The sequence below is a fragment of the Hydrosulfovibrio ferrireducens genome, assembly GCF_046883345.1.
GTDB classification, from domain to species: Bacteria; Desulfobacterota; Desulfobulbia; order Desulfobulbales; family Desulfurivibrionaceae; genus Thiovibrio; species Thiovibrio ferrireducens.
Genome location: NZ_JALKCW010000016.1, coordinates 59,973 through 80,939 on the forward strand (window position 1 = coordinate 59,973; position 20,967 = coordinate 80,939).

Here is a 20,967-nt window from a genome sequence, read left to right on the forward strand (position 1 = left end):
ACTGTATTGATAAAGGAGAATCGTCATGGCGGTAAACATCCTGGCTTTCGGGCCAAATGGAAGCGGCAAAGGCACCCAGGGCGCCATTGTCAAGGACAAGTACAACATCAACCATATTGAATCCGGCGCCATCTTCCGCGAACACATCAAGGGCGGCACCGAGCTGGGCATGAAGGCCAAGGCGTTCATCGAACGCGGCGACCTGGTTCCCGACGAGATCACCATCCCCATGGTCCTTGAAACCCTGAAGAAATCCAAGGACAAAGGCTGGCTCCTGGACGGTTTCCCCCGCTCCCTGGCCCAGGCCGAGGCGCTCGACAAGGCGCTGAAAGAGGCGAACATGCCGCTGAGCTATGTGGTGGAAATCAAGCTTGACCGCCAGATCGCCAAGGAGCGGATCATGGGCCGCCGTCTTTGCGCCAACGACAACAACCACCCCAACCACATCGCCTTCGAGGCCATCAAACCGGTGGAAAAAGACGGCAAGCTGGTCTGCCGGGTATGCGGCGGCGACTTGAGCGCCCGGGCCGACGACCAGGACGAAGATGCCATCAACAAGCGTCACGACATCTACTACGACGAAAAGACCGGCACCATGGCCGCGGTCAATTACTTCAAGAAGGCTGGCGGCGCCAAGGTGATCTCCGTGGACGGTTCAACCTCCATCAAGGCCGTTACCGAGTCGATCATGAACCAGTTGGCCTAAACGACAGATACGCCCATTGCCGGGCTTTATCCGTAAAAAAAAGGGTGGGGACGCAGGTCCTCACCCTTTTTTTTGGGTTCATTCGGGAATTGCGGGGAAAGAAGCGAGGCCTTTCTACTGTCCCCTCTTTCTTCTTTTGCGTGCCCAAAAGAAGAAACAAGAAAAAGGCACCCCAGCCAGTCCTGGCCCTGCGGGCTTCCCTTGCTTCTCGACGAGGGCGGGACGCTAAAAAAATCGGGCTTCTCCCTCAAACAGTTTTAGCGTCTTGTCCCGCCCCCGTCTGCGAGGCGCGGCGGGACAAGAGACACAGGGTGCCCTTTCTTCGCCGCTTCACTGCTGGTTCGTTTCTTTGGGCAAGCAAAAAAATGAACAAACTAACTTCATCGCCTCTTTCCCTGTAATTCCCGGAAGAACCTTTTTTACTCTGCAGACCTGACGCTCAGGCATGCAGCCGCCGGAACCGCTCCAGGGAATCGATATCCGTCTGCACCACCAGGGTATCGCCTTCCTGCAACCCGACTGTCCTTTGCGGGTTGTACAGGGGATAGGGATTGTCCTTACGGATGATCGCCATGACCAGCAACGGCCCGAAATCATCAAAGTTGATCGCACTCAACGGCTGGCCGATCAGGTTCGACCGGGCGGAAAGGGTGACATCCTCGATGCGGACCGGGCAGTTCTTGTCCCGCAGCATCAGATCAAGATATCCGACCACTTGGGGCCGCAGCATCTGGGAAGCGATCCGGAGCCCGCCGATGGCGTTGGGCATCACCACCTCGGCCCCGATCAGCTCAAGCTTGCCGGCGAATTCCGCATCCTTGCAGCTCGAAATAACGCGAAGCTTGGGGTTGAGCTGACGGCAGGTCACTGCCACGCAGAGATTGTCCTTGTCATCGCTCAGGGTGGAGATCACGCCCTTGGCAGTGGCCACCATGGCTTCCTCCAAATCCCCGGCATGGGTCGCATCCCCCACCACCGCGGGAAAATTGCCGGATTGCTTCTGCAGTTTCCGAATCCGCTGCTCATCCGGATCGATAACCACAAAGGGAGTATGGGTCCGGTGCAGCTCCTCCATGATGGAACAACCGATGCGCCCCACCCCGCAGACAATAATATGACCGGAAAGCTTACGAATCTGCTGCGCCATCTTCTTTCTCCAGAACACATTGGTGAGTTCGCCCTCGACCAAAAAAGCGGTGAGGGTGGAAACAAAATAGGCGGCAAGCCCCAGGCCGCTCAAGAGGATAACGATGGTAAAAAGCCTGGCTCCGGCCACGTTTGCCAGGTCGAGAATCTCCCCGAAGCCCACGGTGGTGAGGGTGATGATCGTCATGTAGAGACAATCGCCCAGCGTCCAAAACGGCGCCCCATGCTCCAAATACCCCAGCAGGTAATAGCCCGCGGTGCCGATGGCCGTCACCACCAGCAGAAAAACACCGGCAAGGACGCTTCTATTCTTCAAGGTATGTGGCATCGCCATGAACCTCCCCAGCCCAAACGGTGACTATGCGCCGTCATGACCATCCTTGCCGAATTTACCCCACGCTTGCGCATACAAAGCATTGAGCCGATGTTCCATCTCCTGGCGGTATTGCTCGATTTCCTCCGCCCCTGATTTTTTCGGAACCATCAACGGCTCGCCATACCAGAGGTCGAGCCGGGCAAAAGGCTTGGGCAGCAGGGTGCGATCCCAACTGCGAAAGGCCCAGTAACGGTCAGCCGCCACCGCCATGGGCAGGATGGGCGCACCGCTTTTGCTGGCAAGCAGGATGGCGCCGGCCTGCATCACCCGGGGTGGCCCTTGGGAACCATCACCAACGATGGCCGCATTATAGCCCTGGCGCAGCAAACCGATCAGTCCCTTGAGCGCGGAAAGCGCGCCCCGGTTGCGGGAACCGCGCACCGCAAAGACCCCCTGCCGGGCAAGAATCCGGGCGACAAATTCACCATCCTCGCTGGCGCTGACCATGGCGCCCCACCCTCTGCCCCGGCCGCGGATGAGCTCGACCGCGGCAAACACGCTGTAATGCCAGAACACCCCGACAAAGGGTTTACCACCCGCCTCGCAACGCGCCCGGTTTTCAGCCCCATGCACTCGGCCCCTGCAGGTGGCGAAAAGCAATCGGCTCAGACCGGCATACAGCCATGGCGCAACGACCAGCAACACGTTATACAAAAAACCTTTTTTCACAGCCATGCAAGTTCCATTTCCTTCAATTTCTTGAGCTGATCGCGCAAAGCGGCCGCATCCTCAAAGGCAAGCTCCTTGGCCGCGGCAAGCATCTCCTTTTCCAGCGCCTTCATCTCCCGGCGCAGTTCCGCCAGGGTTGCGTACTGCGGCCCTGCCTCGCCGGTTGCCACCGGAACGGTCACATAATCCTTTTCATACACCGTTTCCATGAGATCCTTGATCCGCGACTGCACGCTCTCCGGGGTAATACCGTGGGCTGCATTGTATTCCGCCTGGATGGCTCGCCGCCGCTCGGTCTCATCCATGGTTTGGCGCATGGAATCGGTGATCCGGTCCCCGTAAAGGATCACCATGCCTTTCACATTCCGGGCCGCCCGGCCGCAGGTCTGGATCAGCGAACGAGCGCTGCGCAGGAATCCCTCCTTGTCCGCGTCCAAAACCGCCACCAATGAGACCTCTGGGATATCCAGCCCTTCGCGGAGAAGGTTGATGCCCACCAGCACTTGATACTCCCCGAGGCGCAGATCGCGGATCAGCTCCATGCGCTCCATGGTTTTGATGTCCGAGTGCAGATAGCGCACCCGCACCCCGAGTTTTTCGTAATACTCGGTAAGATCCTCGGCCATCCGCTTGGTCAGGGTGGTGATCAGCACCCGCTCGCCAAGCTCCTCCCGCAGCCGGACCTCTTCCAGCAGATCATCCACCTGATTGGTTGCCGGCCGGACCACAATCCGGGGGTCCAAAAGCCCGGTGGGCCGGATCAACTGCTCCACCACCCTGCCTGCCGCCTTTTCCAGCTCGAAATCACCGGGGGTGGCCGAAACATAGACCGCCTGGGGGATGCGGGCCGCGAATTCATCAAACATCAGGGGCCGGTTATCCAGGGCGGACGGCAGCCGGAAGCCGAACTCGGTCAGGGTTTCCTTGCGGGAGCGGTCCCCCCGGTACATGCCCCGCACCTGGGGGATGGTCACGTGGGATTCGTCGGCAAAGAGGATAAAATCCGGGGGGAAATAATCCAGCAGGGTGGGCGGCGGCTCCCCGGGGGCCAGACCGGTGAAATGGCGGCTGTAGTTCTCGATGCCGTGGCAGTAGCCCAGCTCCTGCAACATCTCCAGGTCAAACATGGTGCGCTGTTCCAAGCGTTGGGCCTCGACCAGCCGGTTGTGAGCATAAAAAAAAGCAAGCCGCTCCTGAAGCTCCTCCTTGATGGTGGCCGTGGCCCGCTGCAGCCGATCCTTGGAGGTGACAAAATGACTGCCCGGAAAAACGGTGAGCTCGGCGAAGCGCTCCAGCACCTTGCCCCGCAGGGGATCGATGATGCTCACCGCCTCAATGGTGTCGCCGAAAAACTCCACCCGCACGGCGCGGTCCTCCTCGTAGGCCGGGAAGATCTCCAGCACATCGCCCCGCACCCGGAAGGTGCCGCGATGAAAGGAGAGATCGTTGCGCTCATAGAGCATGTGGACCAGCCTGCGCCGCATCTCCTCCAGGGGATACTCCTCCCCTTGTTTGAGGAAAAGATGCATGTTCTGGTACTCCTCCGGGGAGCCCAGGCCGTAGATGCAGGAAACCGAAGCGACGATGATCACGTCCCGCCGGGTAAGGAGCGCCCGGGTGGCGGAGTGGCGCATCTTGTCGATGGCCTCGTTGATGGCGGAATCCTTCTCGATGTAGGTATCCGACGAGGGGATGTACGCCTCGGGCTGGTAGTAGTCGTAGTAGCTGACGAAATACTCCACCGCGTTTGAGGGAAACAGCTCCTTGAACTCCGAGTAGAGCTGGGCGGCCAGGGTCTTGTTGGGGGCCATGACCAGGGCCGGGCGACCGGTTTTGGCGATGACCTGCGCCACGGTGAAGGTCTTGCCAGAGCCGGTAACGCCGAGGAGAACCTGATGCGGCAGCCCTTCCGTCAGCCCCCGGCACAGGAGGTCGATGGCTGCCGGCTGGTCTCCGGCGGGAGTAAAGGTGGTTTCGAGCTGAAAGGACATGGGGCGCATCTCCAGGGCGGACACAATCAGGGGCGAGATGGCATCATACCATATTGGCGAGGTGTTACCAAACAATCCGGCCCAATGGCTTTTCACCTTTTTCGCTGATAATCCGAAGAGATCCGGAGCAGGACACAAAAAAATAATCCCGCCCATGAACAGGATTGACAAGCAGCACCCTGGAGACGTATATACTGGTACTGTTCATGGTGTAAATTCCAGCACTTTCCCCCCATGCGCGCATACGGAAAATGGGTTTGACCCCGCACATCATCCCACAGAGCAGACAAAACACCGGGGACCAGAGCAACCCGGCTTCGCCGCTATTTTTTCCCGGCTTGCACCCCATGCGCCGACAGAAACGTTTCCACAACAAGAGAGCCATATGACCAGGGCAAACATCCTCATTGCCATCGCGATCGCGGTTATTTCCAGCAGCATCTGGGCCTTTGTCAATAAGCCGGAACAGGAGCCCCGCTGGCCCACCCGCATCCAGGGTTTTTCCTTTTCCCCGTTCCGCGAATGGCAGAGCGCCATCGACCATGTCCTGCCCACCGAGGAGGAGATCGACGCGGACTTGGCCCTGCTGGCCAACAAAACCCACGCGGTGAGAACCTATACCCAGGAAGGCACCCTGGCGGAGATTCCCAGGCTGGCGCGCAAACACGGGCTCAACGTGACCCTCGGCGCCTGGCTGACCAACGATCTCGAAAGAAACGACGTGGAGATCGAAACCGCCATCAGGGTCGCCAATGAAAACCCAAAAAACGTGATCCGGATCATAATCGGCAACGAGGCGCTGCTCCGCGGCGACCTGACCCCGGAACAGCTCATCGCCTATCTCGACCGGATGCAGGAATCCGTCGAGGTTCCGGTGAGCACGGCCGAACCGTGGCACATCTGGATGAAGCATCCGGACCTCGGCGAACACGTGGACTACGTCGCCACCCACATGCTGCCCTACTGGGAAGGGGTGGAGATGGCCCAGTCCATTGACTACATCGTCAAGCACATGAACATGCTGAAGCAAAAATTCCCGGGCAAAGAGGTGATCATCGGCGAGGTAGGCTGGCCCAGCAACGGGAGAACCCGTCAGTTGGCCGTGGCCTCCCCGGCCAACGAAGCCATCTTTCTCCGCCGTTTTCTGGCCAAGGCCGAGCAGGAAAAATACACCTACTATGTCATGGAGGCCTTTGACCAGCCCTGGAAACAGGGCAGCGAAGGCGCAGTGGGCGCATACTGGGGCGTGTACGACGTCAACCGTCAGCCCAAGTTCCCCTTTACCGAACCCATCGTCAGGATTCCGGAATGGCGCGTTCTGGCCGGAATCTCGGCGATAATCGCCATCATCACCTTCGCCTTTCTCCTGATCGACAGCACAACCCTGCGCACCCGCGGGCGCAGCTTTCTCGCCACCATCGCCTTCACCGCCTCCACCGGAGCGGTATGGATCGTGTACACCTACACCAGGCAATACCTGAACCCGACCACCATCCTCATCGGCATCCTCATGGTCATCGGCATGATCGGGGTCGTGGTGGTCCTCCTTGCCGAGGCCCATGAATGGGCGGAGGCAACCTGGCTCTCCCAGTGGCGGCGACCGTTTACCCCGCAGCATCTGGAGGATGACCAGTTGCCCATGGTCTCCGTGCAGGTGCCCGCCTACAACGAACCGCCGGAGATGCTGATCGAGACCCTCAACGCCCTGGCCCAGTTGGACTACCCCCGCTACGAGGTCCTGGTCATCGACAACAACACCAAGGACCCGGCGGTCTGGCAACCGGTGGAAGCCCACTGCCAAAAACTCGGGCCCAGGTTCCTTTTCTTCCATGTGGCCCCGCTGGCAGGATTCAAGGCCGGGGCGCTGAACTTCGCCCTGGAAAAAACCGCCCCCGAGGCCGAGATTCTGGCGGTCATCGACAGCGATTACATTGTCACCCCGGACTGGCTGCGGGACATGGCGCCCCAGTTTGCCAAACCTTCCCTGGCCATTGCCCAGGCGCCCCAGGATTACCGGGACGATGGGGAAAACCTCTTCAAGGCCATGTGTTACGCGGAATACAAGGGCTTTTTCTATATCGGCATGCTGACCCGCAATGAACGCAACGCCATCATCCAGCACGGCACCATGACCATGGTGCGCAAATCCGTGCTGCAGGAGGTCGGTGGCTGGGCGGAATGGTGCATCACCGAGGATGCGGAACTGGGGTTGAAGATCTTTGAACGCGGCTACGAAGCCACCTATATTCCCAAGACCTACGGCCGGGGATTGATGCCGGACACCTTCATCGATTTCAAGAAACAGCGCTTCCGCTGGGCCTACGGGGCGGTGCAGATCCTGCGGCGGCATGCCAAGGCCCTGCTCTTCGGCAGAAAGACCTCCCTCACCAGGGGGCAGCGCTATCATTTTGTCGCCGGCTGGATACCCTGGATGGCGGACAGCCTGAACATGTTCTTCACCGTGGCCGCCCTGGGCTGGTCCACCGGCATGGTTTATTTTCCCCTCCAGGTTGACCCGCCCCTGGTCATTCTCTCGATCATGCCGCTGACCCTCTTTGTTTTCAAGGTGGGCAAGATGATCTACCTCTACCGGACCCGGGTCGGCGCCACGGCCGGACAGACCCTGGCCTCGGCCCTGGCGGGCCTTTCCCTGTCCCACACCATTTCCCGCGCGATCCTCCTTGGTTTTGTCACCAAGGACATCCCGTTTTTCCGGACCCCGAAACGAGCCAAGCGCCATGCCCTGCTGCAGGCCCTGCAGGCCGCAAGGGAAGAAGGGCTGATCATGATCGCCCTCTGGCTCGCAGCGGTCTGCGTCGTGATCTCGCAAGGATCGGAGACCGCGGACCTCATGGTCTGGATCATGGTCCTGCTGGTCCAGTCGATCCCCTATCTGGCGGCGGTTATCATGTCGATGATAAGCGGTTTCTCCAAAACCGAGGAAACATTCATCAGCAGTATCACCGCGCCGCCTTCTGCGACACCTGAGCCGGAAAGCGCCGCCTGACCCCGGCGACTATCCATGCTCTTGCAGGAGAGTTCCCCAGGGGCGCGGGGGAAAAAACCGCCCCCCTGCCGAACCGGGGGAAACCGCCTGAAAATCCATTCCTCTTGCCTCCGGCGAAAAAATCGACTATACAGCCGATCATTCTCTTTTTTTCGCAGCGTGACGGACCCAAAAATTTACGCGCCACGGGGCGCGGGGAAATAACCAGCAACCACCATTGCCCCTGCCTTGCGCCGAGCAGCCGTCTGCTCCGGCCTTCTCCCACTATGCATATCTTCCCTCGCCACAGCGCCAAAAACGTCCCCCCAAACCTGCCGCCCAGAAGGAAGGGATTCAGCCATCGGCTCCGGTCGTTTTTCCGCCTGGCCTTCAGGTGGTTTGCCTGCTTCCTCGCGGCCACCATGGCGATCACCCTTCTCTTTCGCTGGGTGCCGCTGCCGGGCAGTTCCCTGATGGCCCAACGCCAGATCGCCTCCCTGTGGCAAAAAAACAAGGAGTACCGTTTCCGCTACCAGTGGGTCAGCATGGACCGCATTTCTCCCTATGCTCCGCTGGCGGCAATCGCCTCCGAAGACCAAAAATTTTTCAGCCACATGGGGTTTGACTTTGACGCCATCGAAAAGGCCTGGGAACACAACCAGCGCCGAAAACGGGTGCATGGGGCCAGCACCATTTCCCAGCAGGTTGCCAAGAATCTCTTCCTCTGGCCGGGGCGAAGCTTTATCCGTAAGGGTTTGGAGGTGTATTTCACCCTGCTGATCGAGGGGCTCTGGCCCAAACGCCGCATTCTCGAGGTCTACCTCAACGTGGCGGAGTTCGGTCCCGGCATCTTCGGGGTGGAAGCGGCCAGCCGGGCCTATTTCCACAAACCGGCAGCCAAGCTCAATAGCGCGGAAGCCGCCATCCTTGCGGCAATCCTGCCCAGCCCCCTGCGGTCGAATGCCGCCCGGCCCTCCGGCTACATCAGCGAACGGGCCTGGCATATCCAGCGGCAGATGCGGCTCATGGGCGGCCCTGCTTCCCTGCGCAAACACCTCGGCGCCCCGTCTAAGAAATAATCGTCTCAGCCTGGGTTTCCAGGCTGACACATACCTCCTTCCTGGTGAAGGGGCAGCGAAAGGCAAGCCGATGGGCGACAAGCTCCATGCCGGTGCTATTCTTGTTCCCGACCCCATACTTCGGATCGCCGAGCACGGGATGGCCGAGCATGGCAAAGTGTCGGCGGATCTGATGCAAACGTCCGGTGCCGAGGGTGACCTCGACCACGGAGCTGTCACTGGCCGGATCATAGACGGCGAGGGTGTATCGGGTGAGGGCGGGCTTATTGTCCAGAGGCAGTTCAATCGTCCCGGACTCCGAGGAGAGACGGCCGAGCACCGTCACCCGGTACTGCTTGTCAATGGCCTTATCCTGCAACAATCGGGAAAGTTTGGCTGCCGCCGCCTTGGTGTGGGCGAGGATCATCAGGCCGGCCGCTTCCCGGTCCAAGCGATGCACGGGCAGGACCGGCCGCTTCAGGCGAAAATGGACCTCGACCTGGCGCACCAGCGAGCAATGATCACCGTAGTCCGTTCCCTGGGCGAGCAGGCCGGCGGGTTTCAGCCAAACGCTGTACTGCCTGGCATCGAGGAGACATCGGGGTGCCGGCGGTTTCACCGCGAGAAGCCGCGCGTCGTAAAACAGATCCAGCACCTCGCCCGGCCCGGGCTGCGCGGTTGCCTTTCGCAACCGTTTCCGCCCGCCCCTTTTGCCGGTCAGCCAAACCGCCCCCTTGCACATGGCGTCCTTCACCCGGCTCTTGGCAAGCCCGGCCCGGGAGGCGAGGAGATCGCAGGCCGAGCCGGCATCCTCAGGGGCAACGGTGATCCGCAGGGTAAACGCAGTTACAGCCGGAGGCAGCCCCTCCGGCCGGTTATCTGAAATGCTCATAGCCACGGTAGCTGATCTCCCGGCACTGTCCTGCTTCTTCAAGAAAAACACCCTGGCCCTCGACAATACGTCCCACGGCAAAAAGCTCCTTGCCGGTTTTTTCCCTGACCAGAGCGCGGAGCGACGCCTCCTGCTGCTCGCCGGCGGTGAAGAGCAATTGATAATCCTCCCCGCCGGCAAGCGCCCAGTCAAGGGGAGACTGACCGCAGGTTACCGCTGCCTTGCGCAGCAATGGGGAAAGGGGAATCTTGTCAGCCGCCACCACCGCCCCAACCCCGCTTTCCGCGCAGATATGGGCCAGATCGGTGGCCAGGCCGTCGGAGAGATCCTGCATGGCATGGACAAGCCCGCTCGCGGCCAAGACCCTGCCCACGGTCACTTGGGGCACCGGGTCCAGATGCGCTCCAACCAGGGGCTGCCAGCCGGGATCATGAGCCAATCCCATCCGGCACAGGGCGAGACCTGCCGCCGCCTCGCCCAGGAAACCGCTGACCAAAACCACATCGCCGGGCCGGGCGCCCTTTCTGGCAAGCAGCTCTGCCTCGGCCATCTCCCCGAGCACCGTAACGGAAAGCACGCTCTCCTGCTCGCTTTGCACCGTGTCCCCGCCGATCAGCACAATCCCATGTTCGGCAAGCACGGCCAAAAAACCGGACATGAATGCATCCAGCCACTGGCTCGCAAAGGCCGGGGTCAAGGCCAGGGAAAGCAGGGCAAAACGGGGCAGCCCGCCCATGGCGGCGATGTCGCTGATATTGACCGAGGCTGCTTTCCTGCCCAGCGCATGGGGAGGATGCCAGGCGGAATCAAAATGCACCCCCGCCACCATGGTATCGGTGGTAACCAAGCTGACCCTCCCCTGGGTCGTCCGGTAGACCGCGCAATCATCGCCGATCCCGATCACAAGGTCGTCCGAACTCCCCGCCGCCTGACGGATACGGGCGATAATCCCTCTTTCTCCTCCGGACCGCGCCATGCTTCCCCCTATTTTTTCATCAAGTTTTCCCGGAACTATCCCGATCCGTAGAGCAAAGAACAACGAGGAGCCAGACCATGCAAGTAATCTGCTGCGTTTGTCACAAAACAAAAAATCACAAGGGCTGGGCAAAACAGGCTGCCAGGTCCGGGGTGCAGCTCTCACACGGCTATTGTCCCCAGTGTTTCAGGCAGATGATGGCGATGGTTGAAACTTTCTTTGTCTTAAACGGCTGCCGCAAGAGCGCCTGATACACTCCCTTTTCCACGAAGCCCTTCCTACTTGATCACCTTGAGAAAAAACCCTTTCTTTTTCCCGGGACCGGCGGGTTCGATGGCTTTCTTCTCCGCGACCTCGCCCCTGCCAAAATCAATGGCCTTGATGAAGCGCTCCTCGCCCCCCATGGTGAATATTTCCTGACCGGTGAACTGCGGGGTCCGCAAGGTCCAAACCGTCTTCTGCGGAGGAATGGTCAACAACTGCAGACTCACCAGCCACCACTCTTCTTTTTTGGCATAATCCCGCTCGATTCCGGTAACCAGGGCGTACATAATTTTTTCAGCCACGATCAGGACGATATCCCCGACCTGAGTGCTCTCCTTGAAAACAAATATATTTTTCAAGTCAGTGACGATCTTTTCTATCATGGAATAATCTCATATAAAGGGGAGCAACAGCACAGGAACACCACGAAAAAACAAGATACCCAATCACGGGGAATCTTTCAAGCATCCGCGCAAAACGCGCGAATCACGAATCCCCACGCTTTCCTGTTGTTCTTTTGAGTCCTTTTTTGTTTAATCGAGCAAGAGGCTCTTTTTCCCAGCGCCCCTCTTTGGTGAAATCGCCGAAAACGCATTCCCATTTTACCCGGAACTTTTTATCCGGGTGGTTGTCTATAAAATTAACAGCAAAAAATGGCCCTGGCCTTGTAGGGCAAGCGGATAACAATGCCATACCAAGAAGCAGCCCAACTTGTCCGCGCCTTTCGCCAGGGGGACCAGCAGGCCTTTAACCGGCTGGTGGCGCTCTACCAGCGGAAGATCTACAATCTGGCGCTTGGTTATGTGAAGCAGGAGGACGAGGCCAAGGATCTCGCCCAGGACATCTTTGTCACCGTGTTCCGGCAAATAGACAAGCTCAAGGACGAAAGCAAGTTCGGGGCCTGGCTCTATCAGCTTGCCATGAACCACTGCCGGAACCGTTACCAGAAACTGCGCCGCAGGGGATTTTTCAGCAACCAGTCCCTGGATGACACGGAAACAGGGCTGAACCTCAGCTCCGGCGCTACTCCGGAAAAAGAGTATGAACGGCAAAACACTTCGCGCCTGGTGAGAGAAGCCATTGCCTCCCTGGCGCCGGCGGAAAAGGAAGTTATTCTTCTCCGCGATCTGCAAGAGCTGTCCTACGAAGAGATCAGTGAAATCCTCGGCCTGCCCATGGGCACGGTCAAGTCAAAATTGAACCGGGCCCGCCTGGCCCTAAAAAATCGCCTAAAACATTTTTTGTAAACGAAACGGCCCTTTTATGCAATGCACTGAAGCTCAAACGCTGTTCACCGATTTCGCGGACAACACCCTTGGCCGCGAAGAACTGCACGTCCTGACCGACCATCTTCTCGGCTGCCAGACCTGCGCCAAGGAATGGCGGGAATTCCAGCAGATCCTCAGCCTGGTGCGCAATCTCGAGACACAGACTCCTCCGGCGGATCTGCTCCCCGGCATCCACGCCAAACTGGCACAACGGGGGATTTTCGACCGTGCCTGGGCGCTTGTCAAATCCCTGAATTTTTCCCTGTCAATCCCGGCCGCCGCCACCATATTCACCCTTGCCATGCTGGCCGGTTTTCTGCTGAAAACCTCGCCCCTGGAGCCGCCCGCCGCTCTTTCCTCCCGCCCTGCCCGGATAAGCGCCAAGTCGCACGGGGAAGTTCTCACGCCCCGGCGGCTTCCCATTGCCCCAAACACCATGTTTGCCGTCTCCCATGACGGAGGCAGCCGGAACGAACTCTTGGCCTCCCTTGCCCAGACAGCCCCGACAACCCGGCGGCCCGCGGCTGACCACACCCCTCGTCTGTTGTCCCCGGATATCCATGTCCTCATTGAAAAAATCGACCACGAAAGTCAGGTCGTGCTCTGCCGGGAAATCGTGCGCCACAACTGGCAGCTCCACCGCATCACCGCCAACCTGTTCCTTGTTCATCTCCCCCAGGCGGAGCTGGGGAATTTCCATGAACTGCTCGGCCGTCACCACTACGCCCTGGCGCCTGCCGCAGCCGCGGAGGCACGCTTCGGTTACGGCAAGACGGTGTTAACCGCTGCCATCCGCTTTGAATAACACCATGCCTTGAATTTTTTCAGGAACTTTTACCCGTCACGCCATGTCTTTTTTATCAGGATGCGCATCCTCCAAGCATCCCTTCTTTCTCCCTTCTTCCCCAGAAGGGCTCTTTCCTGGGACCGCGGAGCAGCCTCGCTCCCGCGGTCCCGCTTTTTTTTGGGGGGGGAGGAGGAATGAAGGATGCACGCCGGACTTGACTTCCGGCAAAAGAGATATACACAATACAGAACATACACAACATACCCGCACGACACTTTTGTCTTGTTCAACACACCAAGGAGTCTACAATGATTCAGCCCTTGCCAACCTTCTCCCGCCGCCGCCCCGCTTCTGTTTTCCTGGTCCTGCTGCTCATGGGACTTTTTTTCACTACCCTGCCGGGAATAAGCCGGGCGGCAAGCAGTCCTCCGGAAACCTTTGCCGATCTGGCGGACAAACTCAGCCCCACCGTGGTCAATATTTACACCACCCAAACGTTCAAGCCGTCCCGCTCTCCCCATGACCTGTTCAACCATCAGGATATTCCCGAACCATTCCGCCGCTTTTTCGGCCTGCCTTCGCCTTTTGACCAGGAACAGCCCCAGCGCGAACAGAAACGAACCAGCCTCGGCTCCGGGGTTATCATCTCCAAGGATGGCTATATCGTCACCAACAACCATGTCGTGGAAAACGCCGATACCATCAATGTGCGGTTGACCAACTTCGAGGAATACGACGCAAAGATCATCGGCCGCGACCCGAAAACAGACCTTGCCCTGCTCAAGATCACCCCCAGAAACGGGCTGCCGGCAATAGCCTTCGGAGATTCGGATAAATTGCGGGTTGGCGACTGGGTCATGGCCATCGGCAATCCCTTCGGTTTCGAGCAAACCGTTACCGCCGGGATAGTCAGCGGCAAGGGCCGTTCCCTGGGCAGCGGCCCCTATGAAAACTTCATCCAGACCGACGCCTCCATCAACCCGGGCAACTCCGGGGGCCCCCTGTACAATCTCAAGGGCGAGATGGTCGGGATCAACACCGCCATCTACAGCCGCACCGGCGGCAACATCGGTATCGGCTTCGCCATTCCGGCCAATATGGCTAAAAACGTCATCAACCAGCTCAAGGAACATGGCAAGGTGGTGCGCGGCTGGCTCGGGGTGATGATCCAGCCGGTAACCCCGGAGCTTGCCGCCCAGTTCAAACTCGACCGGCCCATCGGCGCCCTGGTGGGCGAGGTCTCCCCCGGCAGTCCGGCGGAGAAGGCCGGCATCAAACCCGGTGATGTCATTGTTGAATTCAACGGCAAGGAAATCTCCCAGATGAGCATGCTGCCCAATCTGGTGGCGGAAACCACGGTGGGAAGCAGGGCGGAAATCACCCTGTACCGGAAAGGTGCGGTGAAAAAGCTCCCGGTGACCATTGCCAAGCTCAGCGAAGAACAGGCTGCCGTAAGCGAACCGGCGGAGACGCTCAGCAAAAGCCTTGGCCTGGGAGTGCAGGATCTCACCCCGGAGATTGCCGCGGCCCTGGGCATCACCGATGCGCACGGGGTGCTGGTTACCGGGGTTGAGCCTTCCTCGCCGGCGGCCCTTGCCGGCCTGCGCAGGGGGGACCTGATCCTTGAGGTAAACCAGAAACCTGTCCGGAACGTAAAGGGATTCCTCAGCGTGATCAATGGGTTAAAGGCAAAATCAACGGTTTCCTTTTTCATCAAGCGTGACGGCCGCACCAGATTTTTTGGCCTGAAACTCAAATAAAATCCATTTAAGAGACAAGGAAGGAAGATGAAAAACCTGCATGGCTTCGGAAAACGTCTGGGCTGGCTGGCCACCCTGCTGAGCCTGATCAGCCTGATCGGCGGTTGCACCTACCAGGATCGGGTCGCCCCCCTCAACCTGCCGGATGCCAAAAATGGCGGCATCGTGGTCGGGGATGGCCTCAAGATTTCCGCTCTGGCTTTCAGCAGCGATGAGGCAGCCAAGCAGGCCTTCGGTTTTGGCGCGCGCAAGGCGGGACTGCTGCCCATTCAACTGACCCTGCAAAACGACAGCCCGGATAAAGTGCGGCTCAATGCCGAACAAACCTTTCTCATCGATAACAACAATAGGGCCTGGCCGATCCTCTCGCTGGAGAAGACCTATCAGCGGACGTCAGGGCATGTCGATCTGGGGGAAACAGCCAAGGGCGCCGGCAAACCGGCACTGCTCATGGGCGCGGCCGGAGCGCTGGCCGGGCTGGCCGTTGGGGTAGTCACCGGCCAGAATATCGGCGAGGCAATGGGAACCGGCGCCGTGATCGGCGCGGCGGGTGGAGCTATTGTCGGAGGGGCTAAAAGCTACAGCGACAGCGGGGAAAAAATCAGGGAAGACCTTGCCGCAAAAAGGCTGCGCAACGAGGCCATCCTGCCGCATCAGATCGCCTACGGCGTTCTTTTCTTTCCGGGGATGCCGGGCGAGGAAGCGGACGGGGTGAAGGAGCTGCGCCTCTCCCTGACCATCGGCAACACCCCGCAGGTGGTCGTCCTTTTTCCCGCGGTCAAGTAAAACGAAGCGCGGCACCGTCAGCCGCCGCGACTTGGGCAACGGCAGCGCGCACTTTTTCGAGGTTCTTGCGGCCGGGGGCGAATTCCACCCCGGAGTTGAGATCCACGGCAAAAGGGCGCGCCTGCCGGATCGCCTCGCCCACATTATCGGGGGTGAGGCCGCCGGCCAGGACAACCGGCCGGAGGGGAGACATTTTTTGCAGCAGCCGCCAATCAAAGGTCTTCCCGGTGCCGCCGGCGATTTTTTCATGAAAGGTGTCGAATAAAAAGCCGGAAACCACTCCGGCATAGGACGCCAGGTCTGCAGTGGAGAGAGACTCCTTCACCTGAAAGGCCTTTATCACCCGGCAATTGATCTCCGTGCAATAGGCAGGGGACTCAGCCCCGTGCAACTGAACCTTGGTCAAGCCGCAATACCGGACAATCTCGTTCACCTGTGCCGCATCCTGATCGACGAAAACCCCCACCGCATCCACAAAGGGCGGCAAGCTTGCAACAATTTCCCGCGCCCGCTCCCGGTCAACACAGCGGGGACTTTTCTCGACAAAGATCAGGCCGATTGCATCCACCCCGGCGGCCACCACTCCGGCAACCTCCGCCATCTCCCGCATCCCGCAGACCTTGATCCGCGTTCTGGCGTTCATGCCCGTCATCCTTGCTGCCCGCCAACCAGGGTGCGCAGCGCCTCGGCCGGGTCCGCGGCCCGCATCAGGGTTTCCCCCACCAGCGCCGCCTTGACCCCATGCGCCGCGAGCCGGACCATGTCGTCATGGTCACGGATCCCGGATTCGCTCACCAGGGGGATCTGTGCCGGAATCATCTTCTGCAAGCGGAAGGTGGTGTTCAGGTCCATGGAAAAATCGCGAAGATCGCGGTTGTTGACCCCGATCAGACGGCTGCCCGCGGCCACGGCCTTTTCAACCTCCGCCTCGTCATGGACCTCCACCAAAGCATCCATGCCAAGCTCCAAGGCCAGACTTTGATACTCTTGAATCTGGGAGGTCTCAAGAATGGCGGCGATCAGAAGGATCGCATCGGCGCCATACGCCCGGGCCTCCTTGATCTGCAAGGGGTCGATGATGAAGTCCTTGCGCAACACCGGAAGATTCACCGCCGCCCGCACCGCGGGGATATAGGCGAGGGAGCCCTGAAAGAAATCCACGTCGGTGAGCACCGAGAGGGCCTGGGCGCCGCCGGACAGATAGCTGCGGGCGATGGCCACCGGATCGAAGTCGGGCCGGATCACCCCCTTGGAAGGAGAGGCCTTCTTGGCTTCGGCGATGACGGCCACGCCGGGGAAATCGGAGAGCGCCCGGATAAAGCCGCGCGGAGGCGGGATCTCCAGATCAGGCGCGGCAAGGCCTTTGATCTTAAGGGCCGCGACCTCTTCTTTTTTCCTGGCGACGATGGTATCGAGGATCATTTCTGCACCGATTTGGAAAAGGCAACCAGCGCCTCAACCTTGCCGAGCGCGGCGCCGCTGGCCACAACCTCCCGGGCCAAGGCCACGCCGGCGGCAAGATCTTCGCTGCGCCCGGCAGCCATCAGGGCGGCGCCGGCATTGAGCAGGACCATGTCCAGACAAGGGCCACCCTTGCCGCTCAGCACCAAACGCAACTGCGCCGCCGCCTCTGGCGCGGTTTTGCCGCCCTTGATTTCCGCCAGACTGGCCGTGGCCATGCCCAGCTCCGAGGGATGGATGCTGTAGGTTCTCATTTCGCCGTTGGCCCAGTCGGAGACTCGGGTTGCGCCGGTGATCGTGATCTCATCAAGATTGCCCTCGCCGCACACCACCAGGGCGCGGCGGGTGCCAAGCCTGCCCAGCACCTGGGCCAAGGTTTCGGTGAGGGAGGGGGCATACACCCCCATGACCTGCACATTGGCCCCGGCAGGGTTGGTCAGGGGGCCGAGAATATTGAAGATCGTCCTGATCCCAATTTCGCGGCGCGGGCCGATGGCATGCTTCATGGCCCCATGCAGGGCCGGAGCAAACATGAAGCCGATACCGATCTCCCGGATGCATTGGCCGATCTCTTCCGGGCTCAAGGTCAGATCCACGCCCAGGGCCTCCAAAACATCGGCGCTGCCGCAATGGCTGGAAACGGAACGATTGCCGTGCTTGGCCACAGGAACCCCGGCTGCGGCCACGACAAAGGCGGCGGTGGTGGAAACATTGAAGGTGCCGGAGGCGTCCCCCCCAGTGCCGCAGGTATCCACGAGAATCTCGCCCTCACCAACCGCGGCCACCTTGGTGGCCTTGGCCCGCATCACCCTGGCCGCGCCGGTGATCTCATCCACGGTTTCGCCCTTGATCCGCAGGGCGGTGATAAAGGCGCCGATCTGGGCTGGGGTGGCCTCGCCGCCCATGATTGTCTCCATCACCCCGACCATCTCCGCTTCGCTCAGGTCGGTGCCCGCCACCACTTTGGCAATGGCATCTTTCATCATGCGACCATCTCCTTGCGTTGTTTTTCGAGGATTTCCGCATAGGACGGATCAAGGAAATTTTTCAGCAACCGCACCCCGGCCGGGGTCATGATGGATTCGGGATGGAATTGCACCCCTTCCACCGGCAGACTCCGATGCCTGAGACCCATGAGTTCGCCCTGGTCGGAACGGGCCGTGACCATCAGACAGGCCGGCAGATCCGATTCCCTAACCACCAGGGAATGGTAGCGCATGGCATCAAAGGGATTGGGCAAGCCGGTAAACACCCCCAGCCCGTCGTGGGTGATGGGGCTTGTCTTGCCGTGCATGAGCCGACCGGCCCGCACGGTTTGTCCGCCAAAGGCCTCGCCCAAAGACTGATGCCCCAGGCAAACCCCCAGCACCGGAATCCTGGTGCTGAAAAAGCGGATCGCTTCGATGGAGATGCCTGCCTGGGCCGGAGAACAGGGGCCGGGCGAGATCAGCAAACGGTCGGGGGCAAGCGAGGCGATGAAGGAGATATCCACTTCGTCGTTGCGGAAGATCTTCATCTCGGCGCCCATCCCCCCGAGGGTCTGGACGATGTTGTAGGTAAAGGAGTCGTAATTATCGATGATGACTATCATATTCTTTCTCGCATGCCGCCGGGCTAAGCCGTTGTTCAGAAAAACTGTACCATTGAAATGCAGTGATCGACATAAGGAGCCGTAACGAAACGAACAAGAGGGCTCCTGTTTCCTAACGGCTCCTAAAATTCTTTTTCCGCCAACTCCACCGCCCGCCGCAGCCCCATGGATTTATTGATGGTTTCCTGATACTCAAGGGCGGGCACCGAATCGGCGACAATCCCTGCCCCGGCCTGCACCCAAAGATCATCGCCCTGCATGACAAAGGTCCGGATGGTGATGCAAAAATCCATATTCCCGGAAAAACCGAAATACCCGACCGAGCCGGCATAGGGCCCGCGCCGCTCGGGTTCAAGCTCTTCGATGATCTCCATGGCCCGGATCTTCGGGGCGCCGCTCACCGTGCCCGCGGGAAAGCAGGCGCGCAAGACATCGAACTGATCCTTGCCCGGCGCCAAAGTCCCATGCACCCCGGAAACCAGATGCATGACATGGCTGTAGCGCTCGACCACCAGCAGATCGCGGACCTCCACCGAGCCATAGCTGGCGACCCGCCCCACATCGTTGCGGCCCAGATCGACGAGCATCAGATGTTCGGCCCGCTCCTTGGGGTCGGCCAGCAGCTCCTGCTCAAGGGCTGCATCCTCTTCCGGCGTTTTGCCGCGCTTTCTCGTCCCGGCAATGGGCCTGAGCTCGATATCGTCCTGCTCGAGACGGACCAGAATCTCCGGAGACGAACCGATCTGGACCAGATCCCCGAGCTTGAGATAAAAGAGATAGGGGCTGGGATTGATATGGCGCAGGGCGCGGTAGAGCTTGAAGGGGGCGAGTTCTGTTTTGGCATGGAAGCGTTGCGACACAACAACCTGAATGACATCGCCGGCCTGCACATACTCTTTGGCCGCCTCCACCATCTTCTCGAAAGCCTCTTCGCTCATGTTGGAGGTAAAGGCGTGGGGCGCAGTATCCTTCTTGCCGCTGCCGCCGAGATACTCCGTGGGCATGGGCGCCTGCAGGCGGACGATGATCTCCTCGATCTCACCCTGCGCTTTTGCGTACAAGGCCGGGATATCGCCCGCTTCGATCCCAACGCCTGAGGTCTGCACCAGATTGACCACGGTGAGCAGTTGCCTGAGGTTGTCGTAGATCAAAACGGTGCGCGGCACCATGAAAGAGCTGTCCGGAAACTGGGCAAGGGGCGGGTTGCACTCGGGCAGCCGCTCCATGAACCGCACCATGTCGTAGCCCAAAAAGCCGACGGCCCCGCCGAAAAACCGCGGCAACAGCTCGGGGTCGCAGGCCATCTCGGAATTGCAGGCGTTGAAGGATTTGAGCAACGTTTGCAGGGCCTCGAGCGGATCGCCCTCCTGCTCCTCAACCGCGCCCTCCCGGATGATGGTGACCTGGTTCCCGCGGCTGGCAAAGGTGACGATGGGATCAATCCCGATAAAGGAATACCGCCCCCATTTTTCCCCACCTTCAAGGCTTTCAAAGAGAAAGGCGTGCGACTCACCGACCGCCACCTTGGCAAAGATGGTCAGCGGCGTGTCGAGGTCGGCAACGATTTCCCGATAGATCGGCACCAGTCCGGCATCGGCGGCCAGGTGTGCAAACTCCTGCAAGGAAGGTCGGAACATGATGGCTCCTCAACTCATAAAAAAAAGCCATGGAACATTGGCGTCCCATGGCTTTTTGATTTTTCTTTTCACGGCACATCACTCTTCATAAGAAACAGGCAGGTCCCTGCGCACGTGGAAGAGGCACAACAAGCCAGAGCGGAAAGTCTTGCGCACGGCTTTCTCCCGCAGGGGGGAAGCCGAACGGGACTGCAGCCGCAACCGGCTCTCTCGTTACTGCGCGGCGCCCAACAAAGCATTCACCCGCTTGGTCAAACGGGACACCTTGCGGGAGGCATTCTTTTTATGGATGGAGCCTTTTACCGCTGTTTTCTCAATAACAGGGATCGCCGCTTTCAGTGCTTCCTGGGCCTGATCTCCGGATTTCAGCTCAATGGCCTCAAGGACCTTCTTCACAACGCCCTTCATCTTGCTCTTGTTGGAGCGATTGCGAAGCCGTTGCAACTGGTTCTGACGATTCCTTTTCTCGGCGGACTTATGATTAGCCAATTCTCAACTCCTGTTTCCTAAATATTATTGATTGATTCAAGATGCTCTGCCGCGCTGTTTCACCGCCGGCAGGGTTTCTGCACGATCGCCGTTTCCCGGCAACACCGACAGAAAGATGCTGGAA

19 protein-coding genes are annotated in these 20,967 nt (G+C 59.6%); 7 read left to right on the forward strand and 12 right to left on the reverse strand.

Going from position 1 to position 20,967, the window contains the following annotated elements; genetic code table 11:
* Positions 1-25: 25 nt before the first annotated feature.
* On the forward strand, positions 26-706 hold the full coding sequence (locus MWR57_RS07820) for an adenylate kinase (RefSeq protein WP_423124244.1): 681 nt from the start codon (positions 26-28) through the stop codon (positions 704-706).
* A gap of 439 nt (positions 707-1,145) precedes the next feature.
* Here MWR57_RS07820 and MWR57_RS07825 read toward each other — a convergent pair whose 3' ends face one another.
* From MWR57_RS07825 to uvrB, 3 genes are read right to left on the reverse strand one after another with little or no spacing between them, the layout of a single operon-like run.
* Positions 1,146-2,186, reverse strand: a complete 1,041-nt coding sequence (locus tag MWR57_RS07825) for a potassium channel family protein (protein ID WP_423124245.1) — start codon at positions 2,184-2,186, stop codon at positions 1,146-1,148.
* A 24-nt stretch (positions 2,187-2,210) separates the two neighbouring features.
* Positions 2,211-2,903 carry a lysophospholipid acyltransferase family protein gene (locus MWR57_RS07830; RefSeq protein WP_423124246.1) on the reverse strand — a complete coding sequence of 231 codons (693 nt, stop codon included), beginning with the start codon at positions 2,901-2,903 and terminating at the stop codon, positions 2,211-2,213.
* Positions 2,894-4,888: an excinuclease ABC subunit UvrB gene (gene uvrB / locus MWR57_RS07835; RefSeq protein ID WP_423124247.1), complete on the reverse strand. Its 1,995-nt coding sequence runs from the start codon at positions 4,886-4,888 to the stop codon at positions 2,894-2,896. Before uvrB ends, MWR57_RS07830 begins: the two co-directional genes overlap by 10 nt.
* A gap of 385 nt (positions 4,889-5,273) precedes the next feature.
* Here uvrB and MWR57_RS07840 point away from each other — a divergent pair, with 385 nt between their 5' ends.
* Both MWR57_RS07840 and mtgA read left to right on the forward strand, forming a co-directional pair.
* Entirely contained in the window at positions 5,274-7,895 is a 2,622-nt protein-coding gene (locus MWR57_RS07840) for a glycosyltransferase (protein WP_423124248.1), read from the forward strand.
* Between the two features lie 266 nt (positions 7,896-8,161).
* Positions 8,162-8,953, forward strand: coding sequence for a monofunctional biosynthetic peptidoglycan transglycosylase (mtgA, locus tag MWR57_RS07845; protein ID WP_423124249.1), 792 nt, complete (start codon positions 8,162-8,164; stop codon positions 8,951-8,953).
* Here the strand turns inward: mtgA and MWR57_RS07850 are convergent.
* The 3 genes from MWR57_RS07850 to MWR57_RS07860 form a co-directional block, all read right to left on the reverse strand.
* Complete coding sequence (locus MWR57_RS07850; RefSeq protein WP_423124365.1) at positions 8,943-9,824, reverse strand: RluA family pseudouridine synthase; 882 nt, start codon at positions 9,822-9,824, stop codon at positions 8,943-8,945. The two genes, mtgA and MWR57_RS07850, sit on opposite strands and share 11 nt — an antisense overlap.
* Positions 9,808-10,800, reverse strand: a complete 993-nt coding sequence (gene thiL, locus MWR57_RS07855) for a thiamine-phosphate kinase (RefSeq protein ID WP_423124250.1) — start codon at positions 10,798-10,800, stop codon at positions 9,808-9,810. Before thiL ends, MWR57_RS07850 begins: the two co-directional genes overlap by 17 nt.
* Before the next feature lie 278 nt (positions 10,801-11,078).
* Positions 11,079-11,447, reverse strand: coding sequence for a hypothetical protein (locus tag MWR57_RS07860; RefSeq protein WP_423124251.1), 369 nt, complete (start codon positions 11,445-11,447; stop codon positions 11,079-11,081).
* Between the two features lie 303 nt (positions 11,448-11,750).
* Between MWR57_RS07860 and MWR57_RS07865 the strand changes: the two genes are divergently transcribed.
* The 4 genes from MWR57_RS07865 (at position 11,751) to MWR57_RS07880 (ending at position 15,665) form a co-directional block, all read left to right on the forward strand.
* The gene (locus MWR57_RS07865) at positions 11,751-12,311 is read left to right on the forward strand and encodes a sigma-70 family RNA polymerase sigma factor (protein WP_423124252.1); all 561 of its coding nucleotides are present in this window, start codon (positions 11,751-11,753) and stop codon (positions 12,309-12,311) included.
* Between the two features lie 16 nt (positions 12,312-12,327).
* Positions 12,328-13,137: an anti-sigma factor family protein gene (locus tag MWR57_RS07870; protein ID WP_423124253.1), complete on the forward strand. Its 810-nt coding sequence runs from the start codon at positions 12,328-12,330 to the stop codon at positions 13,135-13,137.
* A gap of 290 nt (positions 13,138-13,427) precedes the next feature.
* Positions 13,428-14,879, forward strand: a complete 1,452-nt coding sequence (locus MWR57_RS07875) for a DegQ family serine endoprotease (RefSeq protein ID WP_423124254.1) — start codon at positions 13,428-13,430, stop codon at positions 14,877-14,879.
* A gap of 27 nt (positions 14,880-14,906) precedes the next feature.
* Positions 14,907-15,665, forward strand: coding sequence for a hypothetical protein (locus MWR57_RS07880; RefSeq protein ID WP_423124255.1), 759 nt, complete (start codon positions 14,907-14,909; stop codon positions 15,663-15,665).
* On the opposite strand, the gene MWR57_RS07885 is transcribed toward MWR57_RS07880, so the two are convergent.
* From MWR57_RS07885 to rpsT, 6 genes are all read right to left on the reverse strand, one after another.
* Positions 15,658-16,308, reverse strand: a complete 651-nt coding sequence (locus tag MWR57_RS07885) for a phosphoribosylanthranilate isomerase (protein WP_423124256.1) — start codon at positions 16,306-16,308, stop codon at positions 15,658-15,660. The genes MWR57_RS07880 and MWR57_RS07885 overlap by 8 nt on opposite strands.
* Positions 16,309-16,313: 5 nt before the next feature.
* Positions 16,314-17,087: an indole-3-glycerol phosphate synthase TrpC gene (trpC, locus tag MWR57_RS07890; RefSeq protein WP_423124257.1), complete on the reverse strand. Its 774-nt coding sequence runs from the start codon at positions 17,085-17,087 to the stop codon at positions 16,314-16,316.
* A complete protein-coding gene (gene trpD / locus MWR57_RS07895; RefSeq protein ID WP_423124258.1) occupies positions 17,084-18,112 on the reverse strand; it encodes an anthranilate phosphoribosyltransferase in 1,029 nt (342 codons plus the stop codon). The genes trpC and trpD overlap by 4 nt, the downstream gene beginning before the upstream one ends.
* Positions 18,109-18,717 carry an anthranilate synthase component II gene (locus tag MWR57_RS07900; RefSeq protein WP_423124259.1) on the reverse strand — a complete coding sequence of 203 codons (609 nt, stop codon included), beginning with the start codon at positions 18,715-18,717 and terminating at the stop codon, positions 18,109-18,111. Before MWR57_RS07900 ends, trpD begins: the two co-directional genes overlap by 4 nt.
* Positions 18,718-18,839: 122 nt before the next feature.
* Positions 18,840-20,354, reverse strand: coding sequence for an anthranilate synthase component I (gene trpE / locus MWR57_RS07905; RefSeq protein WP_423124260.1), 1,515 nt, complete (start codon positions 20,352-20,354; stop codon positions 18,840-18,842).
* A gap of 213 nt (positions 20,355-20,567) precedes the next feature.
* On the reverse strand, positions 20,568-20,843 hold the full coding sequence (rpsT, locus tag MWR57_RS07910) for a 30S ribosomal protein S20 (protein WP_423124261.1): 276 nt from the start codon (positions 20,841-20,843) through the stop codon (positions 20,568-20,570).
* Positions 20,844-20,967 lie beyond the last annotated feature (124 nt).

Bases quoted from the DNA above. Each gene is read 5' to 3' on its own strand.
- MWR57_RS07820 (WP_423124244.1), top strand. From the start codon at position 26: ATGGCGGTAAACATCCTGGCTTTCGGGCCAAATGGAAGCGGCAAAGGC.
- MWR57_RS07825 (WP_423124245.1), bottom strand. From the start codon at position 2,186: ATGGCGATGCCACATACCTTGAAGAATAGAAGCGTCCTTGCCGGTGTT.
- MWR57_RS07830 (WP_423124246.1), bottom strand. From the start codon at position 2,903: ATGGCTGTGAAAAAAGGTTTTTTGTATAACGTGTTGCTGGTCGTTGCG.
- uvrB (WP_423124247.1), bottom strand. From the start codon at position 4,888: ATGTCCTTTCAGCTCGAAACCACCTTTACTCCCGCCGGAGACCAGCCG.
- MWR57_RS07840 (WP_423124248.1), top strand. From the start codon at position 5,274: ATGACCAGGGCAAACATCCTCATTGCCATCGCGATCGCGGTTATTTCC.
- mtgA (WP_423124249.1), top strand. From the start codon at position 8,162: ATGCATATCTTCCCTCGCCACAGCGCCAAAAACGTCCCCCCAAACCTG.
- MWR57_RS07850 (WP_423124365.1), bottom strand. From the start codon at position 9,824: ATGAGCATTTCAGATAACCGGCCGGAGGGGCTGCCTCCGGCTGTAACT.
- thiL (WP_423124250.1), bottom strand. From the start codon at position 10,800: ATGGCGCGGTCCGGAGGAGAAAGAGGGATTATCGCCCGTATCCGTCAG.
- MWR57_RS07860 (WP_423124251.1), bottom strand. From the start codon at position 11,447: ATGATAGAAAAGATCGTCACTGACTTGAAAAATATATTTGTTTTCAAG.
- MWR57_RS07865 (WP_423124252.1), top strand. From the start codon at position 11,751: ATGCCATACCAAGAAGCAGCCCAACTTGTCCGCGCCTTTCGCCAGGGG.
- MWR57_RS07870 (WP_423124253.1), top strand. From the start codon at position 12,328: ATGCAATGCACTGAAGCTCAAACGCTGTTCACCGATTTCGCGGACAAC.
- MWR57_RS07875 (WP_423124254.1), top strand. From the start codon at position 13,428: ATGATTCAGCCCTTGCCAACCTTCTCCCGCCGCCGCCCCGCTTCTGTT.
- MWR57_RS07880 (WP_423124255.1), top strand. From the start codon at position 14,907: ATGAAAAACCTGCATGGCTTCGGAAAACGTCTGGGCTGGCTGGCCACC.
- MWR57_RS07885 (WP_423124256.1), bottom strand. From the start codon at position 16,308: ATGAACGCCAGAACGCGGATCAAGGTCTGCGGGATGCGGGAGATGGCG.
- trpC (WP_423124257.1), bottom strand. From the start codon at position 17,087: ATGATCCTCGATACCATCGTCGCCAGGAAAAAAGAAGAGGTCGCGGCC.
- trpD (WP_423124258.1), bottom strand. From the start codon at position 18,112: ATGATGAAAGATGCCATTGCCAAAGTGGTGGCGGGCACCGACCTGAGC.
- MWR57_RS07900 (WP_423124259.1), bottom strand. From the start codon at position 18,717: ATGATAGTCATCATCGATAATTACGACTCCTTTACCTACAACATCGTC.
- trpE (WP_423124260.1), bottom strand. From the start codon at position 20,354: ATGTTCCGACCTTCCTTGCAGGAGTTTGCACACCTGGCCGCCGATGCC.